Annotated in this window: 18 protein-coding genes; 4 read left to right on the top strand and 14 right to left on the bottom strand. The window is 72.3% G+C overall.

Going from position 1 to position 21,326, the window contains the following annotated elements; translation table 11 throughout:
* Window positions 1–4: 4 nt before the first annotated feature.
* From ACWD4O_RS06740 to ACWD4O_RS06765, 6 genes are all read right to left on the bottom strand, one after another.
* Window positions 5–343: a hypothetical protein gene (locus tag ACWD4O_RS06740; RefSeq protein ID WP_358807152.1), complete on the bottom strand. Its 339-nt coding sequence runs from the start codon at window positions 341–343 to the stop codon at window positions 5–7.
* Between the two features lie 29 nt (window positions 344–372).
* Window positions 373–4,062 (bottom strand): CHAT domain-containing protein, encoded by a 3,690-nt coding sequence (locus ACWD4O_RS06745; RefSeq protein WP_451278095.1) that lies wholly within the window; start codon window positions 4,060–4,062, stop codon window positions 373–375.
* Window positions 4,063–4,139: 77 nt separating this feature from the next.
* Window positions 4,140–5,168 (bottom strand): 6-phosphofructokinase, encoded by a 1,029-nt coding sequence (locus ACWD4O_RS06750; RefSeq protein ID WP_451278097.1) that lies wholly within the window; start codon window positions 5,166–5,168, stop codon window positions 4,140–4,142.
* 53 nt (window positions 5,169–5,221) lie between these two features.
* The gene (locus tag ACWD4O_RS06755) at window positions 5,222–5,869 is read right to left on the bottom strand and encodes a response regulator transcription factor (protein ID WP_351912514.1); all 648 of its coding nucleotides are present in this window, start codon (window positions 5,867–5,869) and stop codon (window positions 5,222–5,224) included.
* A 74-nt stretch (window positions 5,870–5,943) separates the two neighbouring features.
* Window positions 5,944–7,194 carry a MacS family sensor histidine kinase gene (macS, locus tag ACWD4O_RS06760; RefSeq protein ID WP_451278099.1) on the bottom strand — a complete coding sequence of 417 codons (1,251 nt, stop codon included), beginning with the start codon at window positions 7,192–7,194 and terminating at the stop codon, window positions 5,944–5,946.
* Between the two features lie 45 nt (window positions 7,195–7,239).
* A complete protein-coding gene (locus ACWD4O_RS06765; RefSeq protein WP_450946732.1) occupies window positions 7,240–8,016 on the bottom strand; it encodes a lysophospholipid acyltransferase family protein in 777 nt (258 codons plus the stop codon).
* Between the two features lie 160 nt (window positions 8,017–8,176).
* Between ACWD4O_RS06765 and ACWD4O_RS06770 the strand changes: the two genes are divergently transcribed.
* Together ACWD4O_RS06770 and ACWD4O_RS06775 are read left to right on the top strand one after the other, a co-directional pair.
* Window positions 8,177–8,956, top strand: coding sequence for an alpha/beta hydrolase (locus ACWD4O_RS06770; protein WP_451278102.1), 780 nt, complete (start codon window positions 8,177–8,179; stop codon window positions 8,954–8,956).
* On the top strand, window positions 8,949–9,662 hold the full coding sequence (locus ACWD4O_RS06775; RefSeq protein ID WP_451278104.1) for a hypothetical protein: 714 nt from the start codon (window positions 8,949–8,951) through the stop codon (window positions 9,660–9,662). The genes ACWD4O_RS06770 and ACWD4O_RS06775 overlap by 8 nt, the downstream gene beginning before the upstream one ends.
* A gap of 168 nt (window positions 9,663–9,830) precedes the next feature.
* Here the strand turns inward: ACWD4O_RS06775 and ACWD4O_RS06780 are convergent, their stop codons facing one another.
* The 6 genes from ACWD4O_RS06780 to ACWD4O_RS06805 form a co-directional block, all read right to left on the bottom strand.
* On the bottom strand, window positions 9,831–10,577 hold the full coding sequence (locus ACWD4O_RS06780; RefSeq protein WP_451278106.1) for an endonuclease/exonuclease/phosphatase family protein: 747 nt from the start codon (window positions 10,575–10,577) through the stop codon (window positions 9,831–9,833).
* Window positions 10,578–10,704: 127 nt separating this feature from the next.
* Window positions 10,705–11,658 (bottom strand): ROK family glucokinase, encoded by a 954-nt coding sequence (locus tag ACWD4O_RS06785; protein WP_450946736.1) that lies wholly within the window; start codon window positions 11,656–11,658, stop codon window positions 10,705–10,707.
* Window positions 11,659–11,725: 67 nt separating this feature from the next.
* Complete coding sequence (locus ACWD4O_RS06790) at window positions 11,726–12,253, bottom strand: DUF5304 domain-containing protein (protein ID WP_451278108.1); 528 nt, start codon at window positions 12,251–12,253, stop codon at window positions 11,726–11,728.
* Window positions 12,254–12,360: 107 nt separating this feature from the next.
* Window positions 12,361–13,524: an ArsA family ATPase gene (locus ACWD4O_RS06795; protein ID WP_451278110.1), complete on the bottom strand. Its 1,164-nt coding sequence runs from the start codon at window positions 13,522–13,524 to the stop codon at window positions 12,361–12,363.
* 104 nt (window positions 13,525–13,628) lie between these two features.
* Window positions 13,629–14,093: an SRPBCC family protein gene (locus ACWD4O_RS06800; protein WP_451278112.1), complete on the bottom strand. Its 465-nt coding sequence runs from the start codon at window positions 14,091–14,093 to the stop codon at window positions 13,629–13,631.
* 150 nt (window positions 14,094–14,243) lie between these two features.
* Window positions 14,244–14,999 (bottom strand): metallophosphoesterase family protein, encoded by a 756-nt coding sequence (locus ACWD4O_RS06805; RefSeq protein ID WP_451278516.1) that lies wholly within the window; start codon window positions 14,997–14,999, stop codon window positions 14,244–14,246.
* Window positions 15,000–15,338: 339 nt separating this feature from the next.
* Between ACWD4O_RS06805 and ACWD4O_RS06810 the strand changes: the two genes are divergently transcribed.
* Entirely contained in the window at window positions 15,339–17,135 is a 1,797-nt protein-coding gene (locus ACWD4O_RS06810) for an AMP-dependent synthetase/ligase (RefSeq protein ID WP_451278114.1), read from the top strand.
* Window positions 17,136–17,157: 22 nt separating this feature from the next.
* Here ACWD4O_RS06810 and ACWD4O_RS06815 read toward each other — a convergent pair whose 3' ends face one another.
* On the bottom strand, window positions 17,158–18,780 hold the full coding sequence (locus tag ACWD4O_RS06815) for a GMC oxidoreductase (RefSeq protein WP_451278518.1): 1,623 nt from the start codon (window positions 18,778–18,780) through the stop codon (window positions 17,158–17,160).
* A 68-nt stretch (window positions 18,781–18,848) separates the two neighbouring features.
* Complete coding sequence (locus tag ACWD4O_RS06820; RefSeq protein WP_451278116.1) at window positions 18,849–19,991, bottom strand: glycosyltransferase family 4 protein; 1,143 nt, start codon at window positions 19,989–19,991, stop codon at window positions 18,849–18,851.
* 101 nt (window positions 19,992–20,092) lie between these two features.
* Between ACWD4O_RS06820 and ACWD4O_RS06825 the strand changes: the two genes are divergently transcribed.
* On the top strand, window positions 20,093–21,322 hold the full coding sequence (locus tag ACWD4O_RS06825; RefSeq protein ID WP_451278118.1) for a glycosyltransferase 87 family protein: 1,230 nt from the start codon (window positions 20,093–20,095) through the stop codon (window positions 21,320–21,322).
* Window positions 21,323–21,326: the final 4 nt, after the last annotated feature.

Below are 21,326 nucleotides of genomic sequence, written 5' to 3' on the forward strand. Positions count from 1 at the left end.
TCCCTCACGCGTCCGCGACGAAGGTCAGCACACGCTCGTGGACGAGGCACTCGGGCGGGCCCTGTCCGGCGCGGCGCAGTTCGACCCGGTGGCAGGCCCCGACCGGGCACAGGTAGCTGCCGCGCACCGGCGGGCCGGGAGCGCCGACGGGCGTGGGGGCGCGGGCCAGCAGCGGGGCGGTGAGGGTGACGTCGAGGGAGGCGAGCACCTCGCCGATGTCCGCGCCCTCGCGCAACCGCCGTACCGCCTGTTCGAGGGCCGCCCGCCGGGGTCCGCTCAGCAGCCGCAGGGTCGCCAACTCCCGGCAGAACTCGGCGTGCAGATCGTCGTCCGCTGTTTCCACGACGACGATCGTAGAGTCCCTCGCCCGGCTCACGCCCCGGAATGCACATGCGCGGCCCAGCTCAGCGGGCGGTCCGGATGGCGGGCGCGCAGCCGGCCGACCGCGTGGTGGAGGGCGAGGGCGGCGGGCGGGGCGCCGGGATCCGCGTCCTTCAGGGTCTCGTACACGGCCTGCGCGATCTCCGCCGACGATTCGTCGTCCACCCGCCACAGGGTGCCGATCACCTGGGAGAAGCCCGCGAGTTGGAGTGATCCGGCGAGGTGCAGCGCCTCGTCGGGCAGCCGGGTGCCGCCCACGGCGGTCTCGCACGCGGAGAGGTAGGCGAACTGGGCGTCGGGCAGCCGGAGTCGGGAGATGTCCAGGACGGAGAGCTCTCCGTCGGGCAGCAACAGCCTTCCGCGGGAGGGCTGTTCGAGGTCCTGGACGCCGTGGCAGGCGAAGTGCGCCCATGAGTGTGCGGCGAGTGCGGTGCGTACGGCGTCGACCTGCGCCGCGTCCCCGGTGAGCAGGGTGCCGCCGACCGCCGCGCGGGTCAGGTCGGCCTCGCGCAGGGCGCCGGGAAGCGGTGCCTGACCGTCGAGTTCGGGGACGGCGACGATCAGCGGGCGGGCCTCGGCCGCCGTCCCGCCGCGGGCCCGGAGCAGGGTGGCGACGCCCGGCGTGTAGGAGGACACCACCCGGTCCGGCACCTCGCCCGCCGCGTGCAGCGGCAGGAAGGACAGCGCTCCGGAGGGGCACCACCACAGACGGGGCGGGTCCTCGCCGGGCGCGGGCGGGCCGGTGATGCCGAGGGCGTCGAGGACCGGTTCGGCGACCGTGCGCCAGAGCCAGTCGAGGATGTCCAGGGCGGCCTGTTCGGCGAAGGCGCGGGCCAGGCCGGAGCGGGCGGCGGCGGCCACGGCCCGGACCAGCGTCTCGCCGCGCTCCCTGGCCTCGGCCTCGGAGAAGTCCGGCAACCGCAGGACCTTGAGATCGGTGCCGTCGAGCACCAGGGCGTATCCGAGGTTCATCGGGCCGCCGGTGACCATGACGACCGGCCCCTGCTCGCCGGCCTGCAGCAACTGCGCTGCCCGGGGCGGGCGCAGGAAGTCCTGGAAGCCGTCGAGGGCGCGGATCTCGTCCAGTGCCTCCTGCCACTCGCGGGCGAGCCGGTGGCGGCGGTCCGCCTCCTCGCCCGCCGTGCCGTGGCCGGTGGTCCGGTCCAGTTCCCGGCGAAGGGCGTCGAGCCGGGCGGCCGACTCCGGGTGCGCGGCGGCCAGTTCGTCGGTCTCGGTCCGCGTCTCCAGGGTCTGGGCGGCGAGCACGCCGCGCCCCGCCTCCAGCATTTCCAGCGCTTCGAGGGGCCGTCCGGCGGCCAGCGCGATCATCCCGGCGAACGAGCCGACCCGCCCCATGCCGCCGAGCATCTCCTCCTGGTCGGACCGGTCGACCCCGCGCCAGGCGAGCAGCGGCAGCGTCTCCATCACAGTGCGGGCCGCGGCCAGGGACTGCTCCGCGTCCCCGATGGCCCGTGCCACGATGGCGAGTCGCAGCGCGGCGCCCGCACGGACCTGCGCGGGCTGCCCCGGGTCGGCGGCGAGTTCGGCGTTGACGGCGAGGGACTCTTCCCGGAGGGCTTCGGGGGCACCGCCGGCGCCGAGGATCGTGATGAGGATCCGGGAGAGCACGGTGAGGGCGTCGCCGCGGCGCGGCTCGCCGGGCGGCAGCAGGCCCACGGCCGTGCGCGCCGCCTCCAGGGCCCGATCGAGGTCGGCGCGGTCGCCGCCGTTCGCGTGGCGCGACCACAGGGCGTGCGCCAGGTTCCCGTGCAGCACGAGGTCGGCGCGCCGCGACTCCTGCGGCACCTCCCGCAGAACGGCTTCGTAGTGGCGTACGGCGGTGTCGGCGGCCTCGATGTCGGCGCCGGGCAGCTGGGCGCGGGCCAGCAGGATGCCGCCGAGGGCGATCAGCAGGTGGTCGCGCCAGTCCTGGCCAGGGCCGGCGGTGGCCAGGGCCTGCTCGACGAGCCGCTGTCCGCGGTCGAGGTCGGTGCGATCCGAGGTCTGACGGGCGTGCTCGACGATCAGACCGACCAGGTTGCCCAGGATCACGGGTTGTTCGGCGACGTGGTCGGGGGTCTCCCGCTGCAGCCACTCCGCCGCGTCGATCGCCTCGCGCAGGGAGACGAGGTGCCGGGTCCGGCTGTGCCGCTCGACCAGCGCGGCGACGAGGGAGCCCGGCAGTTGCGGGGGCACCTCGGCGTCCGAAGGCAGCACGGCGGCGCCCTCGCGGCAGCAGGCGATCGCCTCGTCGAGCAGGGCCAGGTCGGCGGTGGCCCGGTAGCGGCGCACGAGCACCTCGGCGAGCCGGGCCAGTGCACGGGCCCGGTCCTCGGCGTCGTCGGAGCGGGCCAGTGAGCGGCGGGCGGCGGCCTCGGCGGGGCCGTGCCGGGGCGGGCGGGTCGCTTCGCCGGTGGCGAGCAGCAGGTCGGCGAGGGCGCCGAGGACCTTGCCGTCCTCGGCATGGGCGGCGCCGGGGGCGGTGAGCCGGGTCATCGTGGCCAGGGCCCGCTCGACCGGCTCGATGCGGCCCGAATCGCGGTACTCGTACAGCGCGGCGATGGCGTAGGAGGTGAGCGCCTCGTGCTCGGCCGGCCCAGTGGGCAGTCCCTCGGCCATCAGGGCCAGGGCGTGCCGGCGGTCGGCGCTGTCTCCGCGCAGCTGGTAGCGGTACTGGAGGTGCCGGCCGAGATCGGCGGCGTACCGCCCCGGATCGAGGGCGTGCAGTTCCACGTAGGCCCCGATGGTCTCGTCCAGGATCGCCGGGTCGCGGCGGCGGGCGAAGCGCTGGGCGAGCAGACCGGCGTACTCGTTGCGGTACCCGTGCTGGAGGCGGTGGTACTCGGGATGGCGCATGATCGCGCGCTGCAGGTCCAGGGCCTCGTCGAGCAGTTCGACGTCCTTGGTGTCCTGGACGGTGGCGGTGAGGAGGGCGCCGACCGTCATCCCCGCCTGGGCCAGCCAGGCGAAGCTCGCCGGGTCCAGCGGGGCGAGCGCGGCCCGGGCCAGGTCGACGGCGTCGTGCAGGAGCGCGGGGTCCCGCACGCGGAGCGAGCGGCCGGTCATCAGCCGGGCGAGGCGGGCGCCGCGCTCGGCCCGTTCCGCCTCGGTGGCCAGGTCGAGTGCGGCGCGGGCGTGGGTGACGGCGACGTCCTCGTCGGCCGGGTCGCCGCCCGTCCTGAAGCGCCGTTCCGCGAGGACGGCGAGGAGTTCGTGGACCTTGCCGCGGGCCGTGTCGCTGGGCGCCGGGCCGTCCAGCGCGCGGGTGCCGAAGATCAGGGCTGCCTCCAGGCACCAGCGGCGCAGCCACTGCGGAGTGCGGTCCGTTTCGGAACGGGCGGCGTATGCGCCCCCCATCCGGGCGGCGAGGCCGGCCGCCTGGGCGTCGACGGGCGCCGACGGGTCGAAGAACCAGCGCAGGGCCGGCGGCACGGGCACCGCAACCACGCGGTGCAGCACGGCGCTCGCGAGGAGGCTGACCGTGAGCTCCGGTGCGTCGTCTCCCCCGCCGGCGGCCGCCTCGGACGCCTCCTTGCACAGCGTGGCCAGCGAGTGGAGCCGCGCGAACTCCGGGGCCGGCAGGGCCTTGCCGTCGCGTACGGCGGGCCAGACGGCGGCGAGTGTCTCCGCCTCGGCCTCCACTGACGCGGGCAGACCCGGCGACTTCCACGATCCGGCCACGAACTCCCCTTGTCCCACGATGACTTGACGTATCGTCAGCCAGCAGCCGTCAGCCGTCAATTGTCAATTGTCGGCGGTCAGCCGAAGAACACCGCGACTTCCGCGTACAGTGTCGGGTCCACCGTCTTCAGCCGTGCCGTCGCCTCCGCGATCGGTACCCGGACGATATCCGTGCCGCGCAGGGCGACCATCTTGCCGAAGTCGCCCTCGTGGACGGCGTCGACGGCGTGCAGGCCGAAGCGGGTGGCGAGCCAGCGGTCGAAGGCGCTCGGCGTACCGCCGCGCTGGACATGGCCGAGCACCGTCGTACGGGCCTCCTGCCCCGTCCGCCGCTCGATCTCCTTGGCGAGCCACTCGCCGACGCCGGACAGCCGGACGTGTCCGAAGGCGTCCAGCGACCCGTCCTTCAGCACCACGTCGCCGTCCTTGGGCATCGCGCCCTCGGCGACGACCACGATCGGGGCGTACGAGGACCGGAAGCGGGAGGTCACCCAGGCGCACACCTGCTCGACGTCGAAGCGCTGCTCGGGGATGAGGATCACGTTCGCCCCGCCCGCCAGGCCCGAGTGGAGGGCGATCCAGCCGGCGTGCCGGCCCATCACCTCGACGACCAGGACCCGCATATGGGACTCGGCGGTGGTGTGCAGCCGGTCGATGGCCTCGGTCGCGATGCCGACGGCGGTGTCGAAGCCGAAGGTGTAGTCGGTGGCGGACAGATCGTTGTCGATGGTCTTCGGGACGCCGACGCAGGGCACTCCGTACTCGTCGGAGAGCCGGGCGGCGACGCCGAGGGTGTCCTCGCCGCCGATGGTGACGAGCGCGTCGATCCGCTGCTCGGCGAGGGTCTCCCTGATGCGGCGGATGCCGTCCTCCTCCTTGAGGGGGTTGGTCCGCGAGGAGCCGAGGATCGTGCCGCCACGGGGCAGGATGCCGCGCACGGCGGGGATGTCGAGGCGGACGGACCTCTTGTTGAGCAGGCCCCGCCAGCCGTCCCGGAACCCGACGAACTCATGGCCGTACTCCTGGACGCCCTTGCGGACGACCGCCCGGATGACGGCGTTGAGGCCGGGGCAGTCCCCGCCTCCGGTCAGTACTCCTACGCGCATGGAAGTTCCCCTTCGCCGCGGTTGTCCGACGAAGAGTCAGTTTTGCGCGCCCCTCACTCGTCGTCGAGGCCGCGCTCTATCGCGTACCGGACGAGCTCCACCCGGTTGTGCAGCTGGAGTTTGCCGAGGGTGTTCTGGACGTGGTTCTGGACCGTGCGGTGGGAGATGACGAGGCGTTCGGCGATCTGCTTGTAGCTCAGGCCCTTGGCGACCAGGCGCAGCACCTCGGTCTCCCGGTCGGTCAGCCGCGGCGCGTTCGGCTCGTCGCCGCCGGCGGCGGGGCCGGGATCGGAGGCCAGCCTGCGGTACTCGCCCAGCACCAGACCGGCCAGGCCCGGCGTGAACACCGGGTCGCCGACGGCCGTCCGGCGCACCGCGTCCAGCAGTTCCTCGGTGGACGCCGACTTCAGCAGGTAGCCGGTCGCGCCGGACTTCACCGCCTCCAGCACATCGGCGTGCTCGCCGCTCGCCGACAGCACCAGGACCCGCAGCGCCGGGTTCGCGGCGACGACCTCCTTGCACACCTGGACGCCCGGCTTCGCGGGCAGGTTCAGGTCCAGCACGAGCACATCGGGCGTGGTGGCCTTGGCGCGGCGCACGGCCTGCTCGCCGTCGCCTGCGGTGGCGACGACGTCGAAGCCGGACTCCGCGAGATCCCGGGCGACCGCCTCGCGCCACATGGGGTGGTCGTCGACCACCATGACCTTGATCGGCCCCTGTTCCCGGCTCGGTTCGCGGCCCTGCTCCCGGTCCTGCTCCCGGTTCGCTTCCTGGCTCATGGCTGCCCCGCCTTCCCCCGCCGCTTCACGTTCTTCTCCTTCGGCGCCTTCGGTACCGTCAGTTCGACCTCCGCGCCCTGCCCCGGAGTCGAGATCAGCTCGGCGCTGCCGCCGAGGTCGCGCAGCCGGCCGCGGATCGACTGGGCGACCCCGAGCCGCCCCTCGCCCTCGGCCTGCGCGAGCCGCCCCTCCGGGATGCCCGGCCCGTCGTCCCGCACGGTGACGATCACCGTGTCGGGCTCGTCCTCGACCAGGATCCAGGCCCGGGCGTCCTCCCCGGCATGCCTGCGGACGTTGTCCAGGGCCGCCCCGACCGCCGAGGCCAGCTCCCGCGCGGCGGGCCCGGGCAGCAGGACCGGGGCGCCGGGATCGGCGAGGTTGACGCGGGCGGCGGCGAAGGGGGCGAGCAGCGCGCGCAGATCGAGCGGACCGCTCTCCTGCGCCGGCTCCCGCGGCTCGTCCTCCACCGCGTACACGACGGCGCCGTCGGCCGCGTCCTGCGACACCCGGGAGATCGGCACCAGAGCGCCGGAGACCAGCGTGCGCAGCGCGACCTCCTGCTCGCCCGCCATCCGGCCCAGCTCGGCCGCCTCCCCGCCGATCACCGCCCCCCTCCGCTGCACCATGGCCAGCACCTGGAGCACGCTGTCGTGGATGTCCCGGGCGAGCCGCTCCCGTTCCCGGGTCGCCGCCTCGATCTCCAGGGCGCGGGCCAGGGTGCGCTCGGAGGCGCGGGCGACCTCGACGACATAGCCGATGGCGATGGAGGCCACCCAGACGAGGATCACGTTGTGGACGGTGTCGCGGGCCGGGGTGCCGCGCTCGACCAGGTTGGTCACGGCGACCGCGGAGGAGGCGAAGGCCGCCCAGCGCCAGCCGCCCTTGATGGCGAACGCCAGGACGGAACCGGCGGTCCATATCGACGGCAGCGTCGGACCGCCCGACTGGATGCGTTCGTGGGTGTCGGCGACGGTCGTGAGCATGATGCCGGTGAGCGCGACGGTGAGGTCCGCGGCGAGGAAGCGCTTGGTGCAGCTGGCCGCGTTCGCGACCCTGGGCAGGGTGGCCACCGTCCACACGAACAGGACGCAGTAGTAGGCGACGGCGACCCAGGGGCGCTCGAACCCGTCGTAGGCGGTGGCGAAGAACCCCACCGCGTACAGCATGGTGAGCACCCGGTAGCCGGCGAGCGCGCGCCACAGCGGCAGCTCCACCGACATGGTCATGACTCTCTCGCGTTTGGCCATCCCGACCCCGTCCCCCGTCCCCCGAGCCCGCCCCCGGACTGCCGACTACTTCTCTTGACCTCTGTCTTTGTCCGCCTGGTCCTTCTCGGCCTGCGCGAGGGCCGCCTTCGCGGCCTTCTCCGCCGCCTTCTCCGCTTCCTTCTCGGCCTTCGCCGCCTCCGCGATCTGCCGCTTGGCGGCGGTCGCGTATATGTCGACGTACTCCTGACCGGACAGCTTCATGATCTCGTACATGACCTCGTCGGTCAGCGCGCGCAGTACGAAGCGGTCGTGGTCCATGCCCTGGTAGCGGCTGAAGTCCAGCGGTCTGCCGATCCGGATGCCGGGCCGCATGATCTTCGGGAGGACCTTCCCCGGCGGCTGGATCTTCTCGGTGTCGATCATGGCGACCGGGATCACGGGCGCGCCGGTGGCGAGCGCCACGCGCGCGAGGCCGCCCGGTTTGCCGCGGTAGAGCCGGCCGTCGGGCGAGCGCGTGCCTTCCGGGTAGATGCCGAACAGCTCGCCGTTCTCCAGCACCTCGACGCCGCTCCTGATGGCGGCCTCGCCGGCGCCGCGTCCGCCGGAACGATCCACCGGGAGCTGGCCGACGCCCCGGAAGAAGGCGGCCGTCAGCCGGCCCTTCACACCGGGCGTGGTGAAGTACTCGGCCTTCGCGATGAAGGTGACCTTGCGGTCGAGGACCGCGGGCAGGAAGAACGAGTCGGAGAAGGACAGGTGGTTGCTCGCCAGGATCGCGGGGCCCTCGGCGGGAATGTTCTCGAGGCCTTCCACCCAGGGCCTGAAGGTGACCTTCAGCGGTCCCCCGATAGCGACCTTCATCGCGCCGTACAACAAGCGAGTGCCTCCTGTTTGTGTCGCTCAGACCTTAACCCGCCCGTGGCGGCAAAGGCTCCGACGACCCTGGTCGGTGTCAGTGGGGTCGCGTACGGTGAAGCAGACGTCCCTCCCATGAAGAACAGACGAAGACAGGAGACCGAAGGTGCCGGTCCTTCCTGGAGCCGAGCCGTACCGCCATGAGGGCGGGGAGGTCGGGGTGCTCCTCTGTCACGGCTTCACCGGTTCCCCGCAGTCGCTGCGCCCATGGGCGCGGTACCTGGCCGAACAGGGCCTGACGGTGTCGCTGCCGCTGCTGCCCGGCCACGGCACGCGCTGGGAGGACATGGCGCTCACCGGCTGGCAGGACTGGTACGCGGAGGTGGACCGCGAGCTGCGCGCCCTGCGCCGGCGGTGCGCGAAGGTGTTCGTGGTCGGCCTGTCCATGGGCGGCGCGCTGGCGCTGCGGCTGGCCGCGAAGCAGGGCGCGGGGGTGGAGGGTGTGATCGTCGTCAACCCCGCGAACAAGGTGCACGGCCTGTCCGCGTACGCCCTTCCGGTGGCCCGCCATCTCGTCCGCACGACCAAGGGCATCTCGAGCGACATCGCGAAGCAGGGCGTGCTGGAGAAGGGGTACGACCGCGTGCCCCTGCACTCGGCCCACTCCCTGCGGACCTTCCTCCAGCTGGTCGACGGCGAGCTGCCGCAGGTCACCCAGCCACTGCTGCTTCTGCACAGCGTGCAGGACCACGTGGTGCCGCCGGCCGACTCGGCCCGGATCCTCGGCCGGGTGTCGTCCACGGACGTGACCGAGATCCTGCTGGAACAGAGCTACCACGTGGCAACGTTGGACCACGATGCGGACCGGATCTTCGAGGAGAGCTACGCGTTCATCGCCCGGATCGCGCCCAGTGTCGGCAAGGAAGGGACGGCCGTAGGTGGCTGAGCACGACTCCGACCGCGAGGACCGGGAGAACCGGGACGAGCGGGACGGGCGGGACGGGCTGGACGCCCGTCAGGGCGGCGAGCCGGAAGAGCAGAGCGTGCCCTTCGACGAGGCCGCCGCGTGGGCGGCGATCGTCGCGGGGTACGGCGAGGAACCGGTGGACCCGCCGGGGGCCAAGCCGTTCAAGTCGGTCGAGGACCTCGCGCTCCTCGAGGCCGTGACGAACGACGACGGGCCGGAAGCCGGGCCGGAAGGCACGAAGGAACACGCGAAGGAAGCCACGAAGGAATCGACACCGGAATCGGGGCCGGAAACGGGCATAGAGCCCACACCGGACCCGGTCGAGGAGCAGAAACCGGCCAAGCCGCTCGGGAGTTCGATCGCCTTCGCACCCGGCGTCGGCCCCCGCGACTACACCACCCCGGAGCCGGCGGAGGAGGACTTCGACGAGGACGACGAGGGTCACTTCGTCCCGCCGGAGCCGCCGCCGCTGCCCGCCGCCGACGCCACGGCCAAGTTCGCCTGGCTCGGGGTGATCGGCGGGCCGCTCCTGCTGCTGCTCGCGGTGCTGCTGGGCTGGGAGATGACGTGGTGGCTGACGACCGTCGGCATCGGCGGCTTCCTCGGCGGCTTCGCCACGCTGGTGATGCGGATGAAGACAGACGACGAGGACGACCAGGATCCGGGGCGGGGCGCGGTCGTCTAGCCGGCGGAGGTGCCGAGACCGGCGGGAAGTCTGAGGGCGGCGAGGACCGGAAGATGGTCCGCGGCCGCCCTCAGGGCAGAACCTCTCGACGCCTCCTCGCACCGCTCGGCCCCGGGGGGCCTCGCAGGCTTCGGGCGGCTGCGCCGGACTCCGTCCGTCGGGCGGAGGTCAGGTCGCGGGCACACGCAGCGCGGCCAGCACGGGCAGGTGGTCCGTGGCCGCCCTCAGATCGGTCTCGGTGACGCCGGGCAGACCGAGGGGGACGCCGCAGCCCAGCGCCTCCACGCCCTTGGTGGCGAAGATCGCGTCGATACGGCGGTCGGGGCCGGTGGCGGGGAAGGTGTGCTCGGCGCCCCAGGGCGCGGCGGTGCGGCAGTCCCGCAGGACGGTGGTCAGACGGCCGAAGGTGCGTCCGTCGGGGCGCTCGTTGAGGTCGCCGCCCGCGACCGCGTGTTCCACGCCCATCCCCGCAAGCCGGTCGAGAAGCATCCCGCCCTGCTGGTAGCGCTCTCCCCGCTCCAGACTCAGATGGCAGCTGAGGACGCCGAGGCGGGTGCCCGCGATCCGGACGACCGCGGTGGCGAAACCGCGGCGGTGGCGCCCGGGGGTGAGGGGCAGGAGGACGTCCTCGGCGTGCTCGACGGTGGCGCGGAGGTTGCAGAGGATCGCGGGGCCCGCTGCCGTGCCGCCGCCGGTCAGGATCACCAGGTCGGTGGCCGCGGCCAGCCGGGCGAGTTTCTTGCGCCACCGGAAGAAGATCGGGGCTTCTTGGATGAGGACGAGGTCGGGGGCGCAGGCGGTGACGACGCGGGCGAGGGCGTCGGTGTCGTCGCGCATCGAGCGGATGTTGTAGGTCAGGACCCGGATGACTGCCGAACCGTCAGGCTCGGTGCGGGAGTTGGGGAGCGGCGTCATGTTGATCAATTTACGCCCATTGGCGCGGGGCGCGAGGTTTGTGTGCGACTGCCGGTTCCGTCGTGGCTTGTCGCGCAGTTCCCCGCGCCCCTGGGTGGGCACCGTCACGCTGCCCGAAAAGTGATCCCTACATGATCGGGTCGGGCTCTCTCGCCAGGTCCGCCGCTCCGACCAGGCCCGCCTTGTTGCCGAGTTGGGCTGCGATCACCTCGGCGACCGGGCGCCAGTTGCCGCCGACCAGCCAGCGCTTGTAGGACTTGCGGATCGGGTCGAGGACCAGCTCGCCCTCGTCCGAGAGGCCGCCGCCGACGATGAAGGCGGAGGGGTCGAAGAGGGAGGCGAGGTCGGCGAGGCCCGCGCCGGCCCAGCGGGCCAGCTCGCGGTAGGAGTCCACGGCGACCGCGTCGCCCTGGCGGGCGGCCATGGAGATGTGCTTGCCCTCGATGCCCTCCGGGGTGCCGTCGCCCAGGCCGAGCAGCACCTCGGCGTTCTCCGGGGTGGCGTTGGCGCGCTGCTTGGCGTACCGCACCAGCGCGCGGCCGGAGGCGTACTGCTCCCAGCAGCCCTGGGAGCCGCAGCCGCACAGCAGGCCGTCCGGCACCATGCGGATGTGGCCGAACTCGGCGGCGACGCCGAAGTGGCCGCGGCGCAGCTTGTTGCCGATGATGATGCCGCCGCCGAGGCCGGTGCCGAGGGTGATGCAGATGACGTTGCGGTGGCCCTTGCCCGCGCCGAACTTGTACTCGCCCCACGCCGCTGCGTTGGCGTCGTTCTCGACGACGACGGGGAGACCCACGCGGGCCTCGACCTTCTCCTTCAGCGGCTCGTTGCGCCAGTCGATGTTGGGCGCGAAGTAGACCTCCGAGCGCTGGCGGTTGACATAGCCGGCGGCTCCGATGCCCACGCCGACGATCTCGTGCCCGGCGCGCGCGCCCTCCACGGCGGAGGCGATGGCGTCCACGATCCCCTCGGGCGTGCCCGGGGTCGGCACCTTGTAGGTCGAGAGGATGTTGCCTTCCTCATCGACCACGCCGGCCGCGATCTTCGTGCCGCCGATGTCGACGCCGATGGTGAGTCCCATGAATCCCTCAGTTTCGGTCGAGCCCCGCTACGGCCAACCGTACCCGAGGCCCTGCCGTGGAAGGGCTTCAGTCCAAGTCGATGCGCTGGCCGGGGCCGGTGTCGTCGCCGTCACGGCCGCCGTCGCGGGGGGTGTCCCGGGGGTCGCTCGCCCCGGTCGTCCAACGACGTTCCTGGGTCTGGACCGCCGAGCGGTAGGCGGCGAGGAGTTCGGTGCCGGCCGCCGCGAGGTGGTCGAAGACATCGGGATTGCGCTCGATGACGGGCTCCACGACGGCCTTGGCCTGCTGGACGACCTGGCGGACCACCTGCTCGGCGGCGGGTCCGGCGACCGCGCCGAGCAGCGGGGACTGCAGCGACGACAGCTTGTCGCCGACGGCGTCGACCAGTTTGCGCAGTTCCTCGGCGGCCGAGCCCTGGGGCCGGCCGTACTCGGCGCGGCGGCGGGCCTTCTCCGCCGCCAGGTCCTCGGCGGCGGCGGTGGCCCAGGCGTCGGCGTCGCTCACCCGGGGCTGCTCGTCGAACGGCCGCTCGTCGAAGCCTGCTGTCCCGGCGGGCTCCCCGGCGGCGTCGGGCGTGGGGCGCTCTTCGCTCATGACGGACTCCTGATGACTCCTGGTGGACGACACCTGACGGGCGACACCTGATCGACGACCCGGCTACCGCTCGCCTCTACGACGTTACCCGAACGGCGGTATATCGCTCACGTCGTCCGCGGCCACAGCCCGGGGTCGGGGGCGAACCGCACGCACAGCTCGCCCTCGCGCAGGGCGGCGCCGTCGACGGTGCAGCGGCGCAGGACGGAGGGCAGCGGGACGATGCGGCGGAACGGCCCGGCGGTCACGACGAGTTCGTCGCCGCGCCGGATGAGGTCGAGCTCGTCCCGTATGGCGCCGGGCAGCGGGAGGTGCCAGACGAGGACGCCGTCCTGGGCGAGCCGGTCGGCGACGGGCCACTCGACCGGGGAGGCCGCCGGGTTGACGGCGGGCACGGTGAGCGCGGCGAGGTCGTCGGCGCCCCGGGGGTCGTGTCCGAGGTGGGCGACGCGGTGGGCGTCGCCCCACTCCCCCAGGGTCTTGTGCTGCTGGGCGACGAGTCCGGTGAGCAGGCCGGTGTCCGCGGCCTCCTCGGGCAGGACGCGGTTGGCGACGAGGGACTCGACGGGCAGGGCGCGCAGGGCGAGGCCGAGGCGGGCGTCGCGGACGGCGTCGGCGCCGGCCGGTCCGGGCTCGGCGACCAGGCGGACGGCGGTGCCGCGGTCGGCGAGGACGGCCTCGACGGCGGCCAGCTCGGTGTCCCAGCGGGCCGTCGTCTCGTACAGCCACTCGGCGGGCATCGGCACCCCGGCGAGCCGGCCGAGCATGGGGCGCAGGGCGCGGGCGGCCTGACGTTCCGGCGGGAGGAGTCGGCGCAGGTAGCGGCGGAGTTCCTCGGGGAGCGCCAGCAGGGCCAGGGCCTGCGGGGCGGGCGGCAGGTCGACGACCAGGAGGTCGTGGGCCTCGGCGAGGGCGGCGTCCCGCAGGGCGCGCAGCAGGGTCAGCTCCTCGGCGCCGGGGAGCGGGGTGACCTCCTCCGGGTCCAGCCGGGAGGCGCCGAGCAGGTCGAGGACGGTGGCGGCGCGGTCCTGGAAGCCGGTGAGGTCGTCCCGGAAGCCGGCGGTGGCGTCGGGACGCCAGGCGGTGAGGTGCGGGGTGACCCGCACGGGGCTCGCTCCGGTGCGCACCCCGAGCGCGGCGCCCAGGGTGTCGGTGCGGTCGGCGCTGAGGACGAGAGTGCGGGCCCCTCCGGCGGCTGCCTGGTGTGCGGTGGCGGCCGCGACTGTCGTACGGCCGCTGCCGCCGGGGCCGGTGATCAGGAGGGTGCGCATGAGGGTGAACGGTAACCGAGGTCGGAGTGCCCTCCCGACCTGCTGCTCCCGGCCCTCGGCCCGCTGCGACCCGGCCGCCGGGCCGGTCGCTGCCCGGCTGCGGCCTACTTCGCGGTCGCCTCGGCGCCCGTGTCCCCCGACTCCACGCGCTTCTTCAGGCCGGCGAGCGCGCGGTCGATGATGACCTTCTCGGCCTTGCGCTTGATCATGCCCAGCATGGGGATCTTGACGTCCACGGTCAGCTGGTAGGTGACCTCGGTCGCGCCCCCGCCGGCCGGCTTGAGGAGGTAGGAGCCGTCGAGCTGGCGCAGCATCTGGGACTTCACCAGCGTCCAGGACACCTCGTGCTGTCCGGTCCAGGTGTAGCCGAGGACCTGGTCGTCCTTGATGGCGCCGGCGTCCATGACCAGGCGGACCTGTTCGGCGCGGCCCTGGTCGTCCTTCTTCAGGACCTCCGCCTGCTTCACCTCTCCGGTCCAGTCCGGGTAGCGGGCGAAGTCGGCGATCACCGCCATGACATCGGCCGGTGCCGCCTCGATCGTGATGCTCGAGCTGGTGTGTTCCGCCATCGCCGTGGCTCCTCCAGATGCGGGCCGGTCAGGGTAGAGAAGAGGACACCGTGTGCCGGCCGTGGGCGCACGTGTGTGCAGCGTGAAGGCTACCGCGCGCCCGGCCGGCCGCCTTCACCAGGAGTGGGGTCGCCGTCGGGCCGGCGTCGGTCACCACTCCAGGGCCCATGGCTTCCCGCTGCCCGCGAAGTGCCCCACGTTCACGCATTCGGTCGCCCCGATCCGCATCCGGTGCGCGAGCGGCTGGTGGACGTGGCCGAAGAGCGAGTAGCGGGGGCGGGTGCGGCGGATCGCGTCCAGCAGGGCCCGGCTGCCGCGTTCGAAGCGGCGGGCCACGGTGTCGTAGACGAGTTCCGGCACCTCCGGCGGGATGTGGGTGCACAGCACGTCCACCTCGCCGAGCGCCTCGATCTTCGCCGCGTACTCCTCGTCGCTGATCTCGTACGGCGTGCGCATGGGCGTGCGCAGGCCGCCGCCGACGAAGCCGAAGACGCGGCCGCCGATCTCCGCCCGCTCCCCGTCGAGGACGGTCGTGCCCGGCCCGGCGAACTCGGACCACAGCTGGGGCATGTCGACGTTGCCGTAGGTGGCGTAGGTCGGGGTGGGGAACGCCGGGAACAGTTCGGCGTACTGCTTGCGCACCGCCTGTTCGATCAGCTGGGCCCGGTCGCCGTCGATGCCGCCCCACAGTCGGCCGCCCAGCTCACGGGCCTCCTCGAAGCGGCGGGCGGTGCGCAGTTCGACGAGGCGGTCGGCGTTCTCCACGCCGAAGAGGTCGGGGAATATCCCGCGGGAGTGGTCGGCGTAGTCCAGGAACAGCACCAGGTCGCCCAGGCAGATCAGCGCGTCCGCGCCTTCTCCGGCCCGGGCCAGGTCGCGCGCGTTGCCGTGCACGTCGCTGACCACATGAATGCGTGTCCTGCGGTTGCCGGACGGTGTGGATGCCATGTCGATCAAGGGTAGGCGTGTGCGGCATACGTGAACAGTGGCGACCGGGATACCGGTTACTGGCCAGTCAGTAAAGCTGTGGACTACTGTCAGCCGGGAAACACCAATCTGTGTGACGCAGCGAACATCTCGTCGGACCCCCCTGTCGAAGGGGCCATACCGGCGGGTAACGTCCAGGCAGTCCAGTCGTGCTCAGGATTTCAACTACCGAGATGCCTGAGTGCATGCCCGACCCTTGGACCGCACCGTCGCATCACACAACGTCGTGGCGCCGGCGCCCTATGAGGAGCAGCAGTCTTGCGCGAGTTCAGCCTTCCGGCTTTGTACGAGGTCCCCGCGGACGGCAATCTGACCGACATCGTCCGCAGAAACGCCGCGCAGCATCCCGACGTCGCCGTCATCGCCCGTAAGGTCGGCGGCGCCTGGCAGGACGTGACGGCCACGGCCTTCCTGGCCGAGGTGCATGCCGCCGCCAAGGGCCTCATCGCCTCCGGCGTCCAGCCCGGCGACCGCGTCGGCCTGATGTCGCGGACCCGCTACGAGTGGACGCTGCTCGACTTCGCGATCTGGTGCGCGGGCGCGGTCACCGTGCCGGTGTACGACACCAGCTCCCCGGAGCAGGTGCAGTGGATCCTCGCCGACTCGGGTGCGACCGCTCTCGTCGTCGAGCTCGACGCCCATGCGGCGGCCGTCGAGTCGGTGCGCGAGTCGCTGCCGGCGCTCAAGCACGTCTGGCAGATCGGGGCCGGGGGCGTCGAGGAGCTGGGGCGGCTCGGCAAGGACGTCTCCGACGAAGCGGTCGAGGAGCGCAGCTCGCTGGCGAAGGCCGACGACCCGGCGACCATCGTCTACACCTCGGGCACGACCGGCCGGCCCAAGGGCTGTGTGCTCACCCACCGCAGCTTCTTCGCCGAGTGCGGGAACGTCGTCGAGCGCCTGCGGCCGCTGTTCCGCACCGGCGAGTGCAGCGTGCTGCTCTTCCTGCCGCTCGCGCACGTGTTCGGCCGGCTGGTGCAGATCGCCCCGATGATGGCGCCGATCAAGCTGGGCACCGTCCCGGACATCAAGAACCTCACGGACGAACTGGCGGCCTTCCGGCCGACGCTGATCCTGGGCGTGCCGCGGGTCTTCGAGAAGGTCTACAACTCGGCGCGCGCCAAGGCGCAGGCCGACGGCAAGGGCGCGATCTTCGACAAGGCCGCGGACACCGCGATCGCGTACAGCAAGGCGCTGGAGCTGCCGGCGGGCCCGCCGCTCGCGCTGCGGATCAAGCACAAGGTGTTCGACAAGCTGGTCTACAGCAAGCTGCGCGCGGTCCTCGGCGGCAAGGGCGAGTACGCGATCTCCGGCGGCGCGCCGCTGGGCGAGCGGCTCGGTCACTTCTTCCGCGGCATCGGCTTCACGGTCCTGGAGGGCTACGGCCTGACGGAGTCCTGCGCGGCCACCGCCTTCAACCCCTGGGACCGGCAGAAGATCGGCACGGTCGGTCAGCCGCTGCCGGGCTCGGTCGTGCGCATCGCGGACGACGGGGAGGTGCTGCTGCACGGCGAGCACCTGTTCAAGGAGTACTGGAACAACCCGGGCGCGACCGCCGAGGCGCTGGCCGACGGCTGGTTCCACACCGGTGACATCGGCACCCTCGACGAGGACGGCTACCTCAGGATCACCGGCCGCAAGAAGGAGATCATCGTCACCGCGGGCGGCAAGAACGTCGCTCCGGCCGTGATCGAGGACCGGATCCGGGCGCACGCGCTGGTCGCGGAGTGCATGGTGGTGGGCGACGGGCGGCCGTTCGTGGGCGCGCTGGTCACCATCGACCCGGAGTTCCTGGGCCGTTGGGCCGACGAGCACGGCAAGCCCGCGGGTTCGACCGCGGCGTCGCTGCGCGACGACGCCGATCTGCTGGCTGAGATCCAGTCGGCGATCGACGACGGCAACGCCGCGGTCTCGAAGGCGGAATCGGTGCGGAAGTTCCGCATTCTCTCCTCCCAGTTCACGGAGGACTCGGGCCACCTCACGCCGTCGCTCAAGCTCAAGCGCAACGTGGTGGCGAAGGACTATGCGAGCGAGATCGAGGCGATCTACGCCAAGTAGTCCAAGTAGTCCAGCGGTTGCGTCATGGCGCGGTGTCCTCGGCGAGGACCCGCGCCATCGTGCGTTCGGCGAGCGCGGTGATGGTGACGAACGGGTTCACCCCGATGTTGCCGGGCACCAGTGAGCCGTCGGTGACGTACAGCTTCGAATATCCCTTCACCCGCCCGTAGTCGTCGGTCGCCTTCCCCAACACGCAGCCGCCGAGCGGGTGGTAGGTGAAGTCGTCGGCGAAGACCCGGCTGGGGGTGCCGAAGAGGTCGGAGCGGTAGATCGTGGCGTTCGCCGAGTTGATCCGGTCGAACAGTTTCTTCGCCATGCCCATGGAGACGGCGCTCTGCGCGGCGCTCCAGCCGAGCTTCACCCCGCCCGAGGCGGCGTCATAGGTGAACGCGGCCCGCTGCGGGTTCTTGGTGATCGCCAGATACAGGCTGACCCAGTGCTCCAGTCCCGTCGGCAGCGGGGCTATCTCCGCGAAGACGGGGTTGGCGGTGTTGGCCCAGTCGTCGATGCCCATGACCGGCATGGTCGACTGGTTGGCGCCGACGGTGTCCCACAGATGGTTGGCCCGCCCGAGCATCACGTTCCCGTTGGGCCCCCAGCCGGCCCCGACGCTCGCGTCCAGCGCGGGCAGCGTGCCCGTCTCCCGTGCCCGTACGAGGAGTTCGCTGGTCCCGAGGCTGCCGCCGCCGAGGAACAGATAGGTGCAGCTGTACTGCTTGGTCTCGACGATCCGTCCCGCGTCGTCGATGCGATCGGCGGTCAGGAGGTACGTCCCGTCGCTCGCCCGGCTGATCCCGCGCACCTTCTCCATGGTGTGGATGGTGACGTTGCCGGTGCCCAGCGCAGCCGCCAGATAGGTCTTGTCGAGGCTCTTCTTGCCGTAGTTGTTGCCGTAGATGACCTCCTGCCCGAGGGCGGACCTGGTCGCGGTGCCGGCCGCCTCGCGCTGCATGTAGCCGAAGTCGTAGACGCTGGGCACGAAGGTGGTCTTCAGCCCGGTGTTCACCGCGTGCTTCCGGGAGACCCGGCTGAACCGGTACCACTCGGTCGACTCGAACCAGGCGGGGTCGATCGTGTTGACGCCGAGCATGGCGCGGGCGCGCGGGAAGTACGTGGAGTACATCTCCGTCGCGTTCACGGTCGGGAACTGCTCGGCGAAGTAGGACTGGAGCGGGGTGACCGCCATCGAGCCGTTGACCAGGGAGCCGCCGCCGACCCCGCGCCCCACGAAGACGGACATGTTCGCGAAGTGCACCCGGTCCAGGACGCCGGGGTAGAGGCTGATGTCCTTGTTGACGACGTCCAGCCACAGGAAGGTGGCCAGCGGCGCCTCGGTGCGGGTCTTGAACCACATGGAGCGCCGGTCGGGACTGGCGGTGTTGCAGAAGACCTTGCCGTCGGCGCCGGCCGTGTTCCACAGCCGGCCCATCTCGAGGACGAGGGTACGGATTCCGGCCTGCCCGAGGCGCAGGGCGGCGACGGCGGCGCCGTACCCGGATCCGACGACGACGGCGGGGGCGGATTCGACGGCTGCGGGCTCGGCCGCACGGGCGGACTGCAGGCCGACGCGGGTGAAGCCGAGGGTGGCCGCCGTCTGGAGGGCGGCCATACCAAGGATTTGACGTCTCGTCAGCTGACGGTGCATCAGTTTGGCTGTCATGTGCGCAGCATCAGCGGATTTTCACCCTCCGCCTAGAGCGAAGGGCGAAAAGTCTAGAACAATGTTTTCAAACGCTCCGCGAGCAGATCCCACCGCCACTTCTCCTCGACCCAGGCACGCCCCCGCTCCCCCATCCGACGGCGCAGCTCGGCGTCCCCCAGCAGCACGACGATGCGCTCGGCGACGTCGGCCGGAGAGCCGCCCCGCACGACCCACCCCGTCTCCCCGTCGAGCACGGCGTCGGGAGCGCCCCCGGAGTCCCCGGCGACGACGGGCAGCCCGGTCGCCGACGCCTCCAGATAGACGATCCCCAGACCCTCCACATCGAGCCCGCCCCGCCGCGTCCGACAGGGCATCGCGAAGACGTCCCCGGCGCCGTAGTGCGCAGGCAGCTCCGCCCAAGGCACAGCCCCCGTGAACCGCACCGAGTCGGCCACCCCCGTCTCCTGGGCGAGCCGCCGCAACTGCTTCTCGTACGGCCCGCCCCCCACCACCAACAGCACCGCGTCCGGCTCGGCGGCCAGAATCCGGGGCATGGCCAGGATCAGCGTGTCCTGCCCCTTCCGCGGCACCAGCCGGGAGACGCACACGACCACCGGCCGCTCGGTCAGCCCGAGCCGCGCCCGCACCTCGTCGCCGCCCGAACCGGGATGGAAGGTCTTCTCGTCGACACCCGGCGGCAACTGCACCATCCGCCCGGCGGCCTCGGCGCTCAGCGCGGTAGCGATCCGCGAGCGCGTGTACTCGCCGAGATAGGTGATCGTGTCCGTGGCCTCACCGATCCGCCCCAGCAACTGCCGGGCGGCAGGCAACTGCGCCCACCCGGCCTCATGCCCGTGCGTGGTGGCCACCAGCCGCTCGGCGCCGGCCTTCCGCAGCGCCGGCGCCATCAGCCCGAGCGGCGCCGCCGCCCCGAACCACACCGAGGTGCACCCGTGCTCCCGCAGCAGCCCGACGGCCCGCCGGGTCGCCCCGGGCGTGGGCAGCAGCATCGTCGTGGCATCCCGCACCACACCGAACGGCTGCTCGGCGTCGAAGGCGGCCGTGGCCTCGACACCTTCCCGCCCCCGCTTCCAGGTGGACGCGTAGACGACGACCCGGTCGGGGTCGAGCCGCAGCGCCATGTTGTGCAGGAACGCCTGGATACCGCCCGGCCGGGGCGGAAAGTCGTTGGTCACGATCAGGGTCTTGTGCATCGCACCCGACCTTATCCAAACGCTGTTCACAGCCGCGCCCACCCGCGCCTCACAGCCCACCGGGAGATCATGAGGCGAACGGGAACGGACGGGAGCCACCGGTGGACAGCACGGACGTGAAACGCCCCCTGACGCACCTGCTGACGACCTGGGGCGTCACCCGCCTGGCCCTCCTCCTCTTCGTCTTCAAGGTGTTCCTCTTCCCCGGCCCGGACGTCACCACGGACGTCTCGGTCATCTACCAGGGCTGGTACGAGATCCTGCGCACCGGCGCCTTCCCGGCCACCGACATCACCTGGCAGTACCCGCCCGCCGCCGCCCTCGCGATCCTCTCCCCCGGCCTGCTGCCCTTCCTCGACTACGCGTCGGCCTTCTTCGTCCTGGCCTTCCTGGCCGACCTGGCCGTCCTCATGCTGCTCCTGGACTCGGGCCTGCGCCCCGGCCGCTCACCGCGCGGCGCCTGGATGTGGGTGGCGGCCGTCCCCCTGCTCGGCCCCACCGTCTACGCCCGCTACGACGTGATGGTGACGGCGGTGGCGGTGGCCGCGCTGATGGCCGGCGTCCGGCACCCCAGGGCGATGGGAGCGCTCACCGCGTTGGCGGCCCTGCTGAAGGTCTGGCCGGCACTCCTCCTGGCAGGCGCGCGAAGCAAGCGCGCATGGACGGCGACCGCGCTGACCGTCACGGCCCTCTCCACCCTCTTCGCCCTCACCATGCCCGGTGCCTTCGCCTTCCTCGCCTACCAGCACGACCGGGGCACCGAGGTGGAGTCCGTGGGCGCCCTCGCTCTCCACGTGGCCCGCCAGTTCGGCTGGCCGGGCGAAGTCCGGTTCCGCTACGGCTCCCTGGAGTTCGTGGGCCCGCACGTGGACCTCGTGGGCAACGTCGCCCTCGCCCTGACAGCCCTGGCCTTCGGCTGGCTGCTGCTGTGGCGCCTGATGGCCGGACGCCTCGCACCGCACGCCCTCGCGGACGCGGCCTTCACGGCGGTCCTCCTCTTCACCGTCACCAGCCGGGTCATCAGCCCCCAGTACCTGGTCTGGCTGATCGGCCTGGCGGCAGTCTGCCTCTGCTCCCGAGAAACCCGTATGACCCTGCCGGCAGCCCTCGTCCTGACAGCGTCCCCCCTCACGACGCTGGAGTTCCCGATCTACTTCGCGGACGTAGTGGCAAGCACCCCCCTGGGAGTAACCCTCCTGCTCCTCCGCAACGCCCTCCTCCTCACCGCCGCCCTCACAGCAGCCACCCGCCTCTGGCGCGCAACGGTCCCGACCCCGACCACCCCCCTCGGCCGACCCGCCCGCGCCGACGAGCCGGCGATCACTTCCTGATCCG

Source organism: Streptomyces sp. NPDC002623, from assembly GCF_053592635.1.

Excerpts from the sequence above, each read along its gene's own strand:
- macS (WP_451278099.1), bottom strand. The coding sequence starts at position 7,194 with ATGGCCAAACGCGAGAGAGTCATGACCATGTCGGTGGAGCTGCCGCTG.
- ACWD4O_RS06795 (WP_451278110.1), bottom strand. The coding sequence starts at position 13,524 with ATGCGCACCCTCCTGATCACCGGCCCCGGCGGCAGCGGCCGTACGACA.
- ACWD4O_RS06820 (WP_451278116.1), bottom strand. The coding sequence starts at position 19,991 with ATGCACAAGACCCTGATCGTGACCAACGACTTTCCGCCCCGGCCGGGC.
- ACWD4O_RS06750 (WP_451278097.1), bottom strand. The coding sequence starts at position 5,168 with ATGCGCGTAGGAGTACTGACCGGAGGCGGGGACTGCCCCGGCCTCAAC.
- ACWD4O_RS06800 (WP_451278112.1), bottom strand. The coding sequence starts at position 14,093 with ATGGCGGAACACACCAGCTCGAGCATCACGATCGAGGCGGCACCGGCC.
- ACWD4O_RS06790 (WP_451278108.1), bottom strand. The coding sequence starts at position 12,253 with ATGAGCGAAGAGCGCCCCACGCCCGACGCCGCCGGGGAGCCCGCCGGG.
- ACWD4O_RS06785 (WP_450946736.1), bottom strand. The coding sequence starts at position 11,658 with ATGGGACTCACCATCGGCGTCGACATCGGCGGCACGAAGATCGCGGCC.
- ACWD4O_RS06815 (WP_451278518.1), bottom strand. The coding sequence starts at position 18,780 with ATGCACCGTCAGCTGACGAGACGTCAAATCCTTGGTATGGCCGCCCTC.
- ACWD4O_RS06765 (WP_450946732.1), bottom strand. The coding sequence starts at position 8,016 with ATGAAGGTCGCTATCGGGGGACCGCTGAAGGTCACCTTCAGGCCCTGG.
- ACWD4O_RS06755 (WP_351912514.1), bottom strand. The coding sequence starts at position 5,869 with ATGGTGGTCGACGACCACCCCATGTGGCGCGAGGCGGTCGCCCGGGAT.
- ACWD4O_RS06780 (WP_451278106.1), bottom strand. The coding sequence starts at position 10,577 with ATGACGCCGCTCCCCAACTCCCGCACCGAGCCTGACGGTTCGGCAGTC.